Origin of the sequence: Streptomyces sp. NTH33 (assembly GCF_003236365.1) — a bacterium.
Lineage (GTDB): Bacteria > Actinomycetota > Actinomycetes > Streptomycetales > Streptomycetaceae > Streptomyces.
This window is the reverse complement of the sequence record NZ_POTZ01000173.1, coordinates 1-12,909: the sequence shown is the minus strand read 5'-3', so window position 1 is coordinate 12,909 and position 12,909 is coordinate 1. Positions and strand designations below refer to the sequence as shown.

The window sequence follows — 12,909 nt, the reverse complement described above, 5'->3', positions numbered from 1 at the left end:
CCCCAAGGCACCCCGCGCCCCGGCTCGGAAAGGGGGCTCGTCGGGAAGGGGGCTCAGAAAGCCGCCCGGATCTCCCCCACCTCCTGTCCGCCGCCCAGCAGCGGGGCGCGTCCAATCCGGTCGAGCACCGGGGCGTTCACCCCCGCCAGGGACAGGGCGCGGGCCAGGACCGGACCCAGGGTCCTGGTCGCGCCGTCGTCGATCTTGAAGGCCAGGGCCCGGCCGTCCGGGAGGGCCACCGCCTGGACCGCTTCCGCGCCCATCTTGGAGAGGGTGCCGGGCAGTTCGCGCATCAGCCAGGTGTCGGAGCGGCGGGTGCCGGCGACGTACTCGGGGTGGGCGCGCATGGCGTCCGCGACGCGGCGCTCGGGAGTGCCGGGTGCGGCCAGGACGAAGGCGCGGTAGGCGCGGGCCAGACCCGTGAGGCTGATCGCCGCCAGCGGCGCGCCGCAGCCGTCCGTGCCGACCGCCGCGACCGGCTCGCCCGCCGCCTCCTCCACCACCCTGTGGACGATCCGCTGCAGCGGGTGGTCCGGGTCGAGGTACGACTCCAGCGGCCAGCCCCGCAGCGCGCACACCGCCAGCATCGCGGTGTGCTTGCCGGAGCAGTTCATCACCACCCGGTCGCGTGCCTCCCCGGCTGCCAGGTAGGTCTCCTTCTCCTCCGGGTCCAGCGGCAGGTCCGGCGGGCACCGCAGCTGCTCCGGGGTCAGTCCGTGCTCGTCGAGCATCTTGCGGACCAGGTCCCGGTGGAACGTTTCCCCGGAGTGGCTCGCGGCCGCGAGGGCGAGACGCTCACCGTCCAGTTCCAGGCCGGCGTGCAGCACGCCCGCCGCCTGCATCGGCTTGTTGGACGAGCGCGGGAAGACCGGCGCGGTCACATCCCCCAGCGCGAGCTCCACCGCACCGTCCGCGGCCAGCAGCACCAGGCTGCCCCGGTGCCGCCCTTCCACGAACCCCGAGCGGACCACCTCCGCCAGGACGGGGGGTACGACGGACGCTGACGACGCTGACGACGCGGGCATCGGCGACACGGACATCGGCGGTGGCCTTCCGGGACGACGGGCTGGGAAACCTGAAGCACGGGGCGACCGGCCGCCCACGCCGGCCCGGGGTCTCCGCGGCCGTCGCGTCAGACGAGCAGGTCGTCCACCTGTGCTTCCCCCTCACGGTACCTGCGGGCGATCTCGGCGCTGCAGTCGTCGGCCGTGCGCTGCAGCTCCTGCCGCTGCCCGGACACCTGCTGCTCGTACCGCACGAGCCGCCCCATCGCCGCGCCCAGCTCCAGGTCCGTACGGGCACCGAGGTCCGACAGCTCGACCTCGCCGAGCATCTGCGCGGCCAGCCGCCGGTACTCCTCCCCGTGGGGTGTGCCGAGCGTCACGTGCCGGGCCGAGGAACGCTGCCGGGCGGGCGCGTCCTTGAGGATCTCCGCGAGCCGCTCGACGACGGAGGCCTGCCCGGGCGCGGGCGCCTGCCCGGCGTCCAGGACGGACTTCGGCCCGCGCCGGGCCAGTTCCGCGCGCAGGATGTCGATCCGCCCCTGCAGCAGCCGCCGTACGTAACTCAGGTCGGCCTCGTCCTGCTGCGCCTGCCGGCGCAGGGCGCGCAGTTCGGGCAGGCTCAAGAGGGTCAGATCCGGCTCCGGGGCCGTGCCGGGCTCCAGGGCCGTGCCGGGCTCCAGGGCCGTGCCGGGTTCCGGCGGTTCCACGGGCAGCGCCGGGCTGTCGGTGCGCTGCACGGGCGGCCGGTGGCTCTCCGGAACGCCCCCGTGGACCGGCGAGGCCGCCCCGGGTTGCCGCTCGGTACTCGATGTGCTCATGCCCCTCAACCGTCCCCTCGACCGGCGCGTACGGGAAGCATCGTGCCACTCTGAGTGGCCAGTATGTGACCGAGTACTCCTGATCGGCCCCGGATGGGGGGTTACGCGACAGAAAGAAGCACGATATGAACCCGCGGCCGCACCCGGACGGCTCACAGGCATGATGGTCGGCATGCGTGCAGTGGTGCAGAGAGTGGACGGCGCGAGCGTCGTCGTGGACGGCGAGACGGTGGGAGCGATCGAGGGCGAGGGGCTGTGCGTCCTCGTCGGGGTCACCCACGAGGACACCAAGGAGAAGGCGGCCCAGCTCGCCCGCAAGCTCTGGTCGATCCGCATGCTGCACGACGAGAGGTCGTGCAGCGACACCGGCGCCCCGCTGCTGGTCATCAGCCAGTTCACGCTGTACGGCGACGCCCGCAAGGGCCGCCGCCCCACCTGGAACGCGGCCGCCCCCGGCGAGGTCGCCGAGCCGCTGGTCGACGAGGTGGTCACCCAGCTGCGCTCGCTGGGCGCGACGGTGGCGACGGGCCGGTTCGGCGCGCGGATGCGGGTGTCGCTGACGAACGACGGCCCGTTCACCGTCCTGCTGGAGATATGAGCCGCGGGGGGCCTACGGCTCGACGACGACCTCCTGCGCCGCCGCCGTGTCCCCCGCCATCAGCCGCGCGTCCACCGGGACGTTCCGCTTGACCAGGGCGAGCGCGACCGGGCCGAGCTCGAAGTGCCGTACGGAGGTGGTCACGAAACCGACCTTGCGGCCGTCCGGCCCCTCGTCGGCGAGGCGGATCTCCGTGCCGGCCACCGGCAGGTGGACCTCGCTGCCGTCGAGGTGCAGGAAGACCAGGCGGCGCGGCGGCTTGCCCAGGTTCTGCACCCGGGCCACGGTCTCCTGACCGCGGTAGCAGCCCTTCTGCAGATGGACGGCCGTACCGATCAGACCCAGCTCGTGCGGGATGGTCCGGTGGTCGGTCTCGAAGCCGAGCCGGGGGCGGTGCTGCTCGACGCGCAGCGCCTCGTGGGCGAGGATCCCGGCCGGCGGGCCGGCCGTCCCGGCGAACGACTCCAGGTCCGCACGCGGCAGGAACAGGTCACGGCCGTACGCGGTCTCCCGTACGACGACCCCCTCGGGCACCTCCACGATGGAACCGGCCGGCAGGTGCACGACGGCGAAGTCGCCGGTGCGGTCGGCGACCTCGACCCGGTAGAAGAACTTCATCGACTCCAGGTACGCGATCAGCGCCTCCTGGGTGCCGGGCTCCACGTGCGCCCAGACCGTCTCGCCGTCGTCGACCAGGTAGAGCGCGTGCTCGATGTGGCCGTGCGCGGACAGGATCAGCGCCTCGGTGGCCTGGCCGGCGGGCAGCTCGCTGACGTGCTGGGTGAGCAGCAGGTGCAGCCAGCCGAGCCGGTCCTCGCCGGAGACGGTGACGACACCTCGGTGCGAGAGGTCGACGAATCCGGTGCCGTCCGCGAGGGCGCGCTGCTCGCGGAACAGGTCGCCGTAGTGGGCGGCGACGCCTTCGTCCACACCCTCGGCGGGGACGGCTCCGGGCAGGGACAGCAGGGGACTCTTCATAGGGGCAAGCCTACGACGCGGTGGTCGAACTCCTCGCGGAACAGCCCTCGCAGCGGCCGAAGATGGCGAAGTGCTTCAGGTCGGTGTCGAAACCGAACTGCTGCCGCAGCTTGGCCGTGAAGTCCTCCGCCACCTCCACGTCGGCCTCGATGACGCGCTCGCAGTCCCGGCAGACCAGGTGCAGGTGGTGGTGGCGGTCGGCGAGGTGGTAGGTGGGCGCGCCGTGGCCGAGGTGGGCGTGGCTGACCAGGCCCAGCTCCTCCAGCAGCTCCAGGGTCCGGTAGACGGTGGAGATGTTGACCCCCGACGCGGTCTTCCTCACCTCGCCGAGGATCTCGTCCGGGGTCGCGTGCTCCAGGGTGTCCACGGCTTCGAGCACGAGTTGCCGCTGCGGCGTCAGCCGGTAGCCGCGCTGCCTGAGGTCGCTCTTCCAGTCGGTGCTCACCACACCAGAGAGTCTAGGACCACTGTCCAGGACTACTTGAAGAACGCGATCCCGTCGTCCGGCAGGTCGTCCGGGAGGGCCTTGGCCCAGCGCTCGACCTGTTCGGGGGTGACGACCTTCTTCAGGTGGGCGGACATGTACGGCCGCAGCTCCACCTCGGGGGTCTGCTTCTCGCCGACCCACATCAGGTCGCTCTTGACGTAGCCGTACAGCCGCTTGCCGCCGGTGTAGGGGCGGGAGGCGGCGGTGCGGGCGACCGCGTCGGTGGCCAGCTCGATCTGCGGCTTCTTGTGGGCCAGCTCGCCGTACCAGATCTCGACGACGCCGTCGTCACGGGTCATCGTGACCTCGACCTTGCGGCCCGAGTCGATCCGCCAGAAGCCCGACTCGGACTCCAGCGGCCTGACCTTGTTGCCGTCCTGGTCCAGCACCCAGGTGCGGGAGTGGTACTCCAGGAAGTCCCGGCCGTCGTGGGTGAAGGTGACCTCCTGGCCGAAGTTGCATTTCTCGGCGCCGGGGAAGTCGTGCACGCCGGCACCGGCCCAGTCGCCGAGCAGGAAGGCGAGGGGGACCAGGTCCTTGTGGAGGTCGGACGGGATCTCGATCATGAGCAGCGGTTCCTGGATGTCGTCGTCAGCGCTGGCCCTGGTACAGCTTCTTCACGGTCAGGTAGGCGAAGGCGAGGACGCCGACGCAGACCAGGACCAGCAGGGTTTCGAAGAAGATCTCCACGGGGTGCTCCTTGTCGAGCGCGGTGCGGTACGTACGTACACAGGGCCGCACCCCAGCTTAGTCGGCCGGGATACGGCCCTCTCCGTGAGGTGCGCCGCCCGGGGTCGGCCCGGCAGGGACCCGCTCTTCACCGCACCGGCGAACGAGGCCCGGCGGGGGCTCGAGGAGGAGCCCACCAGGGGCGGAGGCCTCGCTGTCGCGCATGACGAGCGGCGGGAGCACCGCGTGTGAGGCGGCTACGCTTCCGGCATGGCGAAGAAACTCGTGATCAAGGTGACGGCGGGGGCGGACGCCCCCGAGCGGTGCTCGCAGGCGTTCACGGTGGCGGCGGTGGCCGTGGCCAGCGGGGTCGACGTCTCGCTGTGGCTGACCGGGGAGTCCTCCTGGTTCGCGCTGCCGGGGCGGGCCGCCGAGTTCGAGCTGCCGCACGCCGCTCCGCTGCCGGACCTGGTCGACTCGGTCCTGGCGGCCGGCCGGATCACCCTGTGCACGCAGTGCGCGGCCCGCCGCGGGATCACGGAGAAGGACGTGATCGAGGGTGTGCGGATCGCGGGCGCGCAGGTGTTCGTCCAGGAGGCGCTGGGCGACGGGACGCAGGCGCTCGTCTACTGATACGCCTGTGAGGCCCCTGAGACGTCCGTGAGGCCCCGACACGGGGTCAGTGGCGTTTCTTGCCGTCCAGCTCGTCCCACCACTCGTCGGACTTCGGATCGCCGGACGGGTCGTCCCACCAGCGGTCCTCGGGCCCGCGCCGGTTGGCGACCATCGCGGCGACCGGCGGGATCACCATGGCGACCACGCACATCCCGACCGCCGCGGGCACCGACCACATGCGCACGACACCCCAGGCCAGGACGAACAGTCCGATACAGATGCCCATCATGGCGAAGTACACGTGACGCCGCCGTGCGTACATACTTCAAGGGTAAATCCGCGACCACCTTCCCGTGGCATGCCGAAGGGCCGCGTCCCAGGTGTCCAACCCGGGGGACGCGGCCCTTCTGGCATGCGACGTGGTCAGACCGCGATCGCGACCTCCGCGAGGCCGCCCTGCTGGGCGACGACCGTGCGGTCGGCGGTGGCACCGGGGACGAGGGCGCGGACCGTCCAGGTGCCCTCGGCCGCGTAGAAACGGAACTGGCCCGTGGCGGAGGTGGGGACCTCCGCGGTGAACTCGCCGGTCGAGTCCAGCAGCCGGACGTAGCCCGTCACCGGCTCGCCGTCGCGGGTCACCTGGCCCTGGATCGTCGTTTCACCGGGCCTGATCGTCGAGGCGTCCGGGCCGCCGGCCTTCGCTCCACACATGTGCTGCTCCAGAGGTTCGAAGAGTTCGAAGAGGTCGAGACGGTCTGAACCGTCTTGCTTACTTGCCGGAGCCCAGCTCGATCGGCACGCCCACCAGGGAGCCGTACTCGGTCCAGGAGCCGTCGTAGTTCTTGACGTTCGGGACCTCGAGCAGCTCGTGCAGGACGAACCAGGTCAGCGCGGAGCGCTCACCGATGCGGCACAGGGCGATGGTGTCCTTCGCCAGGTCGACCTGCTCCGCCTCGTAGAGGGCCTTGAGCTCCTCGTCCGACTTGAAGGTGCCGTCGTCGTTGGCGTTCTTGGACCACGGGATGTTCCGGGAGGTCGGCACGTGGCCGGGGCGCTGCGACTGCTCCTGCGGCAGGTGGGCCGGGGCGAGCAGCTTGCCGGAGAACTCGTCGGGCGAGCGGACGTCGACGATGTTCAGCTTGCCGATCGCGTCCACGACCTCGTCACGGAAGGCGCGGATGGAGGTGTCCTGCGGCTTGGCCCTGTACTCGGTCTTCGGGCGCTCCGGGACCTCGTCGCCGGGGACCAGCTCGCGGGCGTCCAGCTCCCACTTCTTGCGGCCGCCGTCGAGCAGCTTGACGTTCTCGTGGCCGTACAGCTTGAAGTACCAGTACGCGTACGAGGCGAACCAGTTGTTGTTGCCGCCGTAGAGGACCACCGTGTGGTCGTTGGAGATGCCCTTCTCCGACAGGAGCTTCTCGAAGCCCTCCTGGTCGACGAAGTCACGGCGGACCGGGTCCTGGAGGTCCTTGGTCCAGTCGATCCGGACGGCGTTCTTGATGTGGTTCTTGTCGTACGCGGACGTGTCCTCGTCGACCTCGACGATGGCGATGCTCGGGTCGTCCAGGTGCTCCTGGAGCCAGTCGGCGTCGACCAGTACGTCGCTGCGGCTCATGCTCAATCTCCTCCGGGGCAGTTGCGGCGGGGCGTGCGGGCGCGGGGGCGCGCCGATGCGCGGTGCGGTGCCGCGTACGCGGCGCACGGATGGCCCCGGGTCACCTGCGGGGCCGGCGATACGGGAGAAAGCTCCCGCTCAGGAAGTGCGACAGAGCATGGCGGCCACGCGGCACAGGTCCACTGCCCGCCGCTTCGTGAGATCCGCCTGTCGCTGCATGGGGTCGATCGTAGGGAGGAATCGGCGGTTGTGTCACCGGCATGTCGAATGGTGAGACACTATCGTCCGGAATGCGAGAACAAGGGAGTGATCCAACCGTCGTCGTCCGGCTTCCGCGCGCCCGTGTCCCTCCTCGCCTCGCACCGCATCTGTGCTGCGGACGACGGCGTCTCGCCAGTCGGACACCCTTTCGTCCGCCGGAGGTCCTACCCGGCGAGCCTGACGTTCGACCCCTTCACCGTGATCTCGATGCCGTCCTCCACCGCCCGCACCGAGTCCAGCCGGACTTCGCCGGGCAGCCGGTCGATCGCCTGCTGGAAGTCGGTGACCGCCCGGATCCGGTTCTCGACGAGCCGCACGCCGCCGAACCTGGGCAGCGTGTCAGCCTCCACCCGGACCCTGCCGTCCTTCACGGTGACCGAGCTGAGCACCGAGATCCTGGGCAGCTTCACACCGAGCAGAGTCGCCGCGATGTCGACCTTGATCTTGCCGTTGCCGCCGTCGGACAGTCCGACCACCTGGGCGGTCACGCCGAGGCCGACCGGCGCGGGCCCGGACTTGGCGGCCTTCAGCAGCTCGTCGTAGGCGATGGTCGCGGTGCCGGTGGCGGCGGAGGCGGTGGCCGAACGGTAGTCGCCGGAGAAGCGCACGCCCTTCATGTCCGCCCTGAGGTCGTCGATACGGATCTTCTGGTCGTCGTTGCCGGTGGCCGCCTCGTAGTTCTTGATGCCGACCTCGACGTCGTCGAGCTCACCGCTCGCCATCTGGGTCAGGAACGGGAAGCCCTTGATGGACACGTCGGGGGTGCTCGCCAGGTTCTCGGCCGTCCTGAGCCTGTCGGCCGCCTGGTTCTCGGCGAAGTGCACCGCGACCCGGTCGACCACCACGAACAGCAGGCCCAGGATCACGGCGACGGTCAGAAGTATGCGCAGCGCGCGCATGCGGTGTTCCCCCCAAGGTCGGCGATCCCGACGACCGGGCGGCCGTCCGCGGGAGCCTAACGCCGGAAAACGGCCCACCCGGGACTTTGTCGACCACCTGTGACAGGAGGGACGGCTGCTCCGCGCTCCCCGGCTAATCCGCGCTCCCCGGCTCCTCGCAGCCGCAGGACCTCCGCACCACCAGCCGCGACGGGAACACCCTCAGCCGCTCCCGCCGTGAACCGGCGACCCGCAGCGAGTCGTCCAGCACCAGGTCCACGGCCGTCCGGGCCATCGCCGACCGGTCCGAGGCGACCGTCGTCAGCGGCGGGTCCGTCAGCGCCGCCTCCTTGATGTCGTCGAACCCGGCCACCGCCAGCTCGCCCGGCACGTCGATGCGCAGCTCGCGCGCGGCCCGCAGCAGGCCGATCGCCTGGTCGTCGGTGGAGCAGAAGACCGCCGGGGGTCGGTCGGGACCCGAGAGGATCTCCAGGCCGATCCGGTAGGCGTCGTAGCGGTTGTACGGCGCCTCGAACAGACGCCCCTCGGTGGAGAGGCCGGCCTCGGCCATCGCGCGCCGCCAGCCCTCGACGTGGTCGGAGACCGGGTCGCCCACGGCCGGGGTGTCGGCCGTGCCGCCCACACAGGCGACGTACTCGTAGCCGTGCTCCAGCAGGTGGCGTACGGCGAGCTGGGCGCCGCCGAGGTCGTCGGTGACCACGGCCACGTCGTCGATGGCCTCGGGCCGCTCGTGCAGCAGCACCACCCGGGCGTCCCAGGCCTCGATCTCGGCGGCGGCCCGGTCGTTGAGCGCGTGGCTGACCAGGATCAGGCCGGAGACGCGCATCCCGAGGAACGCCCGCAGGTAGTGGACCTCGCGCTCGGCCACGTAGTCGGAGTTGCCGACGAGCACCATCTTCCCGCGCTCGGCCGCGGCCCACTCCACCGCGTGCGCCATCTCCCCGAAGAAGGGCTGGCGGGCGTCCGGGATGATCAGGCCTATGAGGTCCGTGCGCCGCGAGGCCATCGCCTGGGCGACCCGGTCGGGCCGGTACCCCAGCTCCTTGATCGCGGCGAGGACACGCTCGCGCGTGGCCGGGGCGACCGGCCGGGGTCCGTTGTTGATGACATAGCTGACCACGGCGGTGGAAGTTCCCGCCAGCCGCGCCACGTCATCCCGAGTCACCTTGGCCACGCGCGGAGTCTACGCGGATGGACCGGCTCCGGGCAGGGCGTATCGAAGCTTGGGTGCGCGGGCGCGATGCCCTGCCGGAGCGCCCCTACGCCTCCGCGCGAGCCCGCCCCGCCACCGGGCCGTCCGCGGCGCCTGGACTGTCCGGCTTTGACCGGGGCGTCTTGGTCTTGGCCTCGTCCCCGGCGCGCTCGGTCTTCTCGGGAGTGACAAATCGATAACCGACGTTTCGGACGGTCCCGATCAGCGACTCGTGTTCGGGGCCGAGCTTGGCCCGCAGCCGCCGCACGTGCACGTCGACCGTCCGGGTGCCGCCGAAGTAGTCGTAGCCCCAGACCTCCTGCAGCAGCTGGGCGCGGGTGAAGACACGGCCCGGGTGCTGCGCGAGGTACTTCAGCAGCTCGAACTCCTTGAAGGTCAGGTCCAGCACCCGGCCCTTGAGTTTGGCGCTGTAGGCCGCCTCGTCCACGGACAGGTCGCCGGTGCGGATCTCCATGGGGGAGTCCTCGCCCGCCAGCTGCCGGCGGCCCAGGGCCAGCCGGAGCCGGGCCTCCACCTCGGCGGGGCCGGCGGTGTCCAGCAGGACGTCGTCGATGCCCCAGTCGGCGGTGACGGCCGCGAGGCCGCCCTCCGTGACCACGAGGATCAGCGGGCAGCCGAGGCCCGTGGAGCGCAGCAGCCGGCACAGGCCGCGCACCTGCGGCAGGTCGCGCCGCCCGTCGACCAGGACGGCGTCGGCGCTCGGGGTGTCCACGAGCGCGGGTCCCTCCGCCGGGGCCACGCGCACGGTGTGCAGCAGCAGGCCGAGGGCGGGGAGCACCTCCGCCGACGGCTGGAGGGCGTTGGTCAGGAGCAGCAGGGAACTCATCGCATCCCTCCCTCGGGCTCCCGGCTCCGCCCGGGCGGGGGAGTCCCCCCTGCCCGGGCCGTCGGGCGGTCGTGCACGGTTCGCTCGTCCATACGTCCGGTTCCTTCCGGGTCCCTGTGAGGACGTTGCGGCACTGCTTCGTCGCTTCGTCAATGATGCGAATCCCGCGCCCCGGGGACCCGCTGCGGTTCCGGGGAGCCACTGCGCGATCGACGGCCCCGTACACCCGCGGCCGCCCGCGTCGCGCACAACGCTTCCGAAAGCACAAAAGGACCCGGGGGCTTCGCTGCCCGAGTCCTCTTCGCAGCAGAATAGCCGACATGAGCACGGGATCGGCAGGTCATGCGGCACGTCCGGCGGGCGTCCCGGAGTCCGGGACGGCGCCGGGAGCACGTGTCAGGACGTTTCTGCGCACGGCGGACGGAGTGGCACTCGACGCGGTGTACGAGCCCGGAGCGGCCGCGCACGAAGGCGCGTACGGGGGCGCGTACGGGGGCGTGCAGGGGGGTGCGCCCGGGGATGCGTACGAGGGTTCCGGCGACCCGGTGTTCGTGATCGCACACGGTTTCACCGGCGACCTGGACCGGCCGCACGTACGCCGGGTGGCGCGGGTCCTCGCGCACTACGGCGCCGTCGTGACCTTCTCCTTCCGCGGCCACGGGGTCTCCGGCGGGCGCTCCACCGTCGGCGACCGCGAGGTGCTGGACCTGGCGGCGGCGGTCGCGTGGGCGCGGGACTTCGGGCACGCGCGCGTGGTGACCGTCGGCTTCTCCATGGGCGGTTCGGTGGTGCTGCGGCACGCCGCCCTGCAGGGCGGCCCGGCGGACGTGGCACGGGCCGGGGCGCGCACGGACGCCGTGGTCTCCGTCAGCGCGCCCGCGCGCTGGTACTACCGGGGCACGGCCCCCATGCGCCGGCTGCACTGGCTGGTCACCCGCCCCGAGGGCCGCCTGCTGAGCCGCTACGGGCTGCACACCCGCATCCACCACCGCGACTGGGACCCGGTCCCGCTCTCCCCGGTGGAGGCGGTCCCCCGCATCGCGCCCACCCCGCTGCTGATCGTGCACGGCGACCGGGACGGCTACTTCCCCCTCGACCACCCCCGGATGCTGGCCACGGCCGCCGGTGACCACGGGGAACTCTGGCTGGAGCCCGGCATGGGCCACGCCGAGAACGCCGCCGCCGACGAGCTCCTGCACCGCATCGCGCGCTGGACCCTCGCGCAGGGGGCTAGCCTGACTCCGTTGACTGTCCATGGTCGGTTCATCGCCGAGTGAGCCGAGTGACGCGAGGAACGGGATGGCAAAGGTCACGGTGCGCTACTGGGCGGCGGCGAAGGCCGCGGCCGGGGTCGCCGAGGAGCCGTACGAGGCGGAGACGCTCGCCGAGGCGCTCGACGCGGTGCGCGAGCGGCACCCCGGCGAACTCGTCCGCGTCCTGCGGCGCTGCTCGTTCCTGATCGACGGTGACCCCGTGGGGACGCGTGGACATGAGACGGTACGGCTGACCGAGGGCGGCACGGTCGAGGTGCTCCCGCCGTTCGCAGGAGGGTGAGCGATGACCGACCGGCCGTATGAGGGGTCCTGGAACGAGGACCCCCACGACGGGTACAACCCGTACGCGCAGCAGTACCCACAGCAGTACCCGCAGGCGCCCGTCCCGCAGCAGCCGTACCCGCACCCCCAGCCGCAGGCGTGGCCCGGGCAGCAGGCGTACGACGACCCGCAGGACGCCCACCAGTACACGCAGCAGTGGCAGGGGCAGACCTGGGACACCCAGACGCACCCGCGGCCGTCCACCGACGCCGCCACCGCCGCGGAGACGGCGTACCTGCCGCCGGTGGGAGCCCAGGAACCGGCGGCGGCCCCCGCGCGGCACGCACAGCCGCGGCCCGCTGCTCCCGCGCCGGCCACCGGCCCCTCCGACTCCTCCGGGGGCGAGCCCGGCTACGGCCCCGCCACCCTCGCCGGCAACGCCCGCGTCACCGACGCCCAGCGGGCCCGCGCCGAGGGGCGTTCGCCGATCATCGAGCCCGGGATGCAGCCGGCCGCGCTCACCGCGCTGCTGGGGCTGCTGCTGGCCGGCACGGCCGAGCTCGGCGTCTACGCGCTGCTCGTGCCGCTGGTCGTGCTCCAGGCCGTGACGGCCGCGGGCTGGTTCCGGCTGAACGGCATGTGGCCCGCCCGCCAGGGCATCGCCCTCGGCTTCGCCGGCGCGCTCGTCGCGGACGTGGCCGTGCTGGTCGCGGGCCGCGAGAACGCGCCCGCGGCGATCCTGGGCACGCTCGGGGTGTGGGTGCTGCTCTCGCTCGTCCTGCAGCTGCGCTCGCACGCCGACCCGGACGAGCGGATGTACGGCCTGATGGCGACCGTCGCCGCGGCGGCGCTGGCCATCGTGGCGACCGACTACCTGGCCGCCGCCCCGCACGCGGTCGCGACCGGCGCGGCGGCGGTCGCGGCGGCCGTCCTGGCGCGTGCGCTGCCGCTGCCCGCCGCGGTCTCCGTCGTCGTCTCGCTGCTCGCCGCGGCGGGCGCGGGCGCCGCGGTCGGCGGCATGACGGGCCTGGGCGCGAAGGGCGCGCTGCTCGGCGCGGGCGCGGCGGTCTGCGCCCTGATCGGCCACCGGGCGGCCAGTTACGACTACCCCTCGCGCTTCGTGCACTTCACGGCCGGCGTCGCCCTGCCGCTCGCGGCGGCGGCACCGGTGGTGTGGGTGCTGGGACGGGCGCTGGGGTAGCCGCCCGGCCGGGCGGCGTCTGCTTACATCGGGCATACGAGGTTCTGTCGGGCTTCTCAGCCGGGACTCAGATGTCTCTCATGATCACGGGTCACTCTCATTGTCATGAGCGAGAGCATCCGCCGCAGCGGCGAGTACGCAGCCCCCCGGAGGGACGGCCAGGCCCCGGTCAGCCCGGAGTGGCCGCCTC

The 12,909-nt window shown here is 72.2% G+C and carries 18 protein-coding genes; 5 read left to right on the top strand and 13 right to left on the bottom strand.

Features of this window, described 5'->3' with window-relative positions:
• Positions 1 to 53 precede the first annotated feature (53 nt).
• Together C1I97_RS18050 and C1I97_RS18045 are read right to left on the bottom strand one after the other, a co-directional pair.
• A complete protein-coding gene (locus C1I97_RS18050) occupies positions 54 to 1,025 on the bottom strand; it encodes an asparaginase (protein ID WP_258382620.1) in 972 nt (323 codons plus the stop codon).
• A 107-nt stretch (positions 1,026 to 1,132) separates the two neighbouring features.
• On the bottom strand, positions 1,133 to 1,822 hold the full coding sequence (locus tag C1I97_RS18045; RefSeq protein ID WP_181446779.1) for an RsiG family protein: 690 nt from the start codon (positions 1,820 to 1,822) through the stop codon (positions 1,133 to 1,135).
• 172 nt (positions 1,823 to 1,994) lie between these two features.
• Between C1I97_RS18045 and dtd the strand changes: the two genes are divergently transcribed.
• Complete coding sequence (gene dtd, locus C1I97_RS18040; RefSeq protein ID WP_111004245.1) at positions 1,995 to 2,420, top strand: D-aminoacyl-tRNA deacylase; 426 nt, start codon at positions 1,995 to 1,997, stop codon at positions 2,418 to 2,420.
• A 12-nt stretch (positions 2,421 to 2,432) separates the two neighbouring features.
• Here dtd and ygfZ read toward each other — a convergent pair whose 3' ends face one another.
• From ygfZ to C1I97_RS18020, 4 genes are read right to left on the bottom strand one after another with little or no spacing between them, the layout of a single operon-like run.
• Positions 2,433 to 3,398, bottom strand: coding sequence for a CAF17-like 4Fe-4S cluster assembly/insertion protein YgfZ (ygfZ, locus tag C1I97_RS18035; RefSeq protein WP_111004242.1), 966 nt, complete (start codon positions 3,396 to 3,398; stop codon positions 2,433 to 2,435).
• A 10-nt stretch (positions 3,399 to 3,408) separates the two neighbouring features.
• Positions 3,409 to 3,846: a Fur family transcriptional regulator gene (locus tag C1I97_RS18030; RefSeq protein WP_111004241.1), complete on the bottom strand. Its 438-nt coding sequence runs from the start codon at positions 3,844 to 3,846 to the stop codon at positions 3,409 to 3,411.
• 29 nt (positions 3,847 to 3,875) lie between these two features.
• Positions 3,876 to 4,451, bottom strand: a complete 576-nt coding sequence (locus C1I97_RS18025; protein WP_111004240.1) for an FABP family protein — start codon at positions 4,449 to 4,451, stop codon at positions 3,876 to 3,878.
• 25 nt (positions 4,452 to 4,476) lie between these two features.
• A complete protein-coding gene (locus tag C1I97_RS18020) occupies positions 4,477 to 4,626 on the bottom strand; it encodes a hypothetical protein (RefSeq protein WP_181446780.1) in 150 nt (49 codons plus the stop codon).
• Positions 4,627 to 4,824: 198 nt separating this feature from the next.
• Here C1I97_RS18020 and C1I97_RS18015 point away from each other — a divergent pair, with 198 nt between their 5' ends.
• On the top strand, positions 4,825 to 5,187 hold the full coding sequence (locus tag C1I97_RS18015; protein ID WP_111004239.1) for a DsrE family protein: 363 nt from the start codon (positions 4,825 to 4,827) through the stop codon (positions 5,185 to 5,187).
• Between the two features lie 46 nt (positions 5,188 to 5,233).
• On the opposite strand, the gene C1I97_RS18010 is transcribed toward C1I97_RS18015, so the two are convergent.
• The 7 genes from C1I97_RS18010 to C1I97_RS17980 form a co-directional block, all read right to left on the bottom strand.
• Positions 5,234 to 5,491 carry a DUF3099 domain-containing protein gene (locus tag C1I97_RS18010; protein WP_111004238.1) on the bottom strand — a complete coding sequence of 86 codons (258 nt, stop codon included), beginning with the start codon at positions 5,489 to 5,491 and terminating at the stop codon, positions 5,234 to 5,236.
• 101 nt (positions 5,492 to 5,592) lie between these two features.
• Positions 5,593 to 5,880, bottom strand: coding sequence for a DUF1416 domain-containing protein (locus C1I97_RS18005; protein ID WP_073950949.1), 288 nt, complete (start codon positions 5,878 to 5,880; stop codon positions 5,593 to 5,595).
• 58 nt (positions 5,881 to 5,938) lie between these two features.
• Complete coding sequence (locus tag C1I97_RS18000; RefSeq protein ID WP_111004237.1) at positions 5,939 to 6,784, bottom strand: sulfurtransferase; 846 nt, start codon at positions 6,782 to 6,784, stop codon at positions 5,939 to 5,941.
• Positions 6,785 to 6,922: 138 nt separating this feature from the next.
• Positions 6,923 to 7,003 carry a putative leader peptide gene (locus C1I97_RS42730; RefSeq protein ID WP_355139345.1) on the bottom strand — a complete coding sequence of 27 codons (81 nt, stop codon included), beginning with the start codon at positions 7,001 to 7,003 and terminating at the stop codon, positions 6,923 to 6,925.
• A 206-nt stretch (positions 7,004 to 7,209) separates the two neighbouring features.
• The gene (locus tag C1I97_RS17990; protein WP_111004236.1) at positions 7,210 to 7,944 is read right to left on the bottom strand and encodes an LmeA family phospholipid-binding protein; all 735 of its coding nucleotides are present in this window, start codon (positions 7,942 to 7,944) and stop codon (positions 7,210 to 7,212) included.
• Between the two features lie 133 nt (positions 7,945 to 8,077).
• Entirely contained in the window at positions 8,078 to 9,118 is a 1,041-nt protein-coding gene (locus C1I97_RS17985; RefSeq protein WP_111004235.1) for a LacI family DNA-binding transcriptional regulator, read from the bottom strand.
• Between the two features lie 85 nt (positions 9,119 to 9,203).
• A complete protein-coding gene (locus C1I97_RS17980) occupies positions 9,204 to 9,983 on the bottom strand; it encodes a response regulator transcription factor (protein WP_111004234.1) in 780 nt (259 codons plus the stop codon).
• Positions 9,984 to 10,303: 320 nt separating this feature from the next.
• Between C1I97_RS17980 and C1I97_RS17975 the strand changes: the two genes are divergently transcribed.
• From C1I97_RS17975 to C1I97_RS17965, 3 genes are read left to right on the top strand one after another with little or no spacing between them, the layout of a single operon-like run.
• Entirely contained in the window at positions 10,304 to 11,260 is a 957-nt protein-coding gene (locus tag C1I97_RS17975) for an alpha/beta hydrolase (protein WP_111004233.1), read from the top strand.
• A 22-nt stretch (positions 11,261 to 11,282) separates the two neighbouring features.
• Complete coding sequence (locus C1I97_RS17970; protein ID WP_111004232.1) at positions 11,283 to 11,537, top strand: MoaD/ThiS family protein; 255 nt, start codon at positions 11,283 to 11,285, stop codon at positions 11,535 to 11,537.
• Positions 11,538 to 11,540: 3 nt separating this feature from the next.
• Entirely contained in the window at positions 11,541 to 12,719 is a 1,179-nt protein-coding gene (locus C1I97_RS17965) for a hypothetical protein (RefSeq protein ID WP_111004231.1), read from the top strand.
• Positions 12,720 to 12,909 lie beyond the last annotated feature (190 nt).

Coding starts and splice junctions, on each gene's coding strand:
- C1I97_RS18000 (WP_111004237.1), bottom strand. CDS start 6,784: ATGAGCCGCAGCGACGTACTGGTCGACGCCGACTGGCTCCAGGAGCAC.
- C1I97_RS17990 (WP_111004236.1), bottom strand. CDS start 7,944: ATGCGCGCGCTGCGCATACTTCTGACCGTCGCCGTGATCCTGGGCCTG.
- C1I97_RS18045 (WP_181446779.1), bottom strand. CDS start 1,822: ATGAGCACATCGAGTACCGAGCGGCAACCCGGGGCGGCCTCGCCGGTC.
- C1I97_RS18010 (WP_111004238.1), bottom strand. CDS start 5,491: ATGTACGCACGGCGGCGTCACGTGTACTTCGCCATGATGGGCATCTGT.
- C1I97_RS18050 (WP_258382620.1), bottom strand. CDS start 1,025: ATGCCCGCGTCGTCAGCGTCGTCAGCGTCCGTCGTACCCCCCGTCCTG.
- C1I97_RS17980 (WP_111004234.1), bottom strand. CDS start 9,983: ATGAGTTCCCTGCTGCTCCTGACCAACGCCCTCCAGCCGTCGGCGGAG.
- C1I97_RS18005 (WP_073950949.1), bottom strand. CDS start 5,880: ATGTGTGGAGCGAAGGCCGGCGGCCCGGACGCCTCGACGATCAGGCCC.
- C1I97_RS18015 (WP_111004239.1), top strand. CDS start 4,825: ATGGCGAAGAAACTCGTGATCAAGGTGACGGCGGGGGCGGACGCCCCC.
- C1I97_RS17965 (WP_111004231.1), top strand. CDS start 11,541: ATGACCGACCGGCCGTATGAGGGGTCCTGGAACGAGGACCCCCACGAC.
- C1I97_RS17975 (WP_111004233.1), top strand. CDS start 10,304: ATGAGCACGGGATCGGCAGGTCATGCGGCACGTCCGGCGGGCGTCCCG.
- C1I97_RS42730 (WP_355139345.1), bottom strand. CDS start 7,003: ATGCAGCGACAGGCGGATCTCACGAAGCGGCGGGCAGTGGACCTGTGC.
- C1I97_RS17970 (WP_111004232.1), top strand. CDS start 11,283: ATGGCAAAGGTCACGGTGCGCTACTGGGCGGCGGCGAAGGCCGCGGCC.
- C1I97_RS18025 (WP_111004240.1), bottom strand. CDS start 4,451: ATGATCGAGATCCCGTCCGACCTCCACAAGGACCTGGTCCCCCTCGCC.
- ygfZ (WP_111004242.1), bottom strand. CDS start 3,398: ATGAAGAGTCCCCTGCTGTCCCTGCCCGGAGCCGTCCCCGCCGAGGGT.
- dtd (WP_111004245.1), top strand. CDS start 1,995: ATGCGTGCAGTGGTGCAGAGAGTGGACGGCGCGAGCGTCGTCGTGGAC.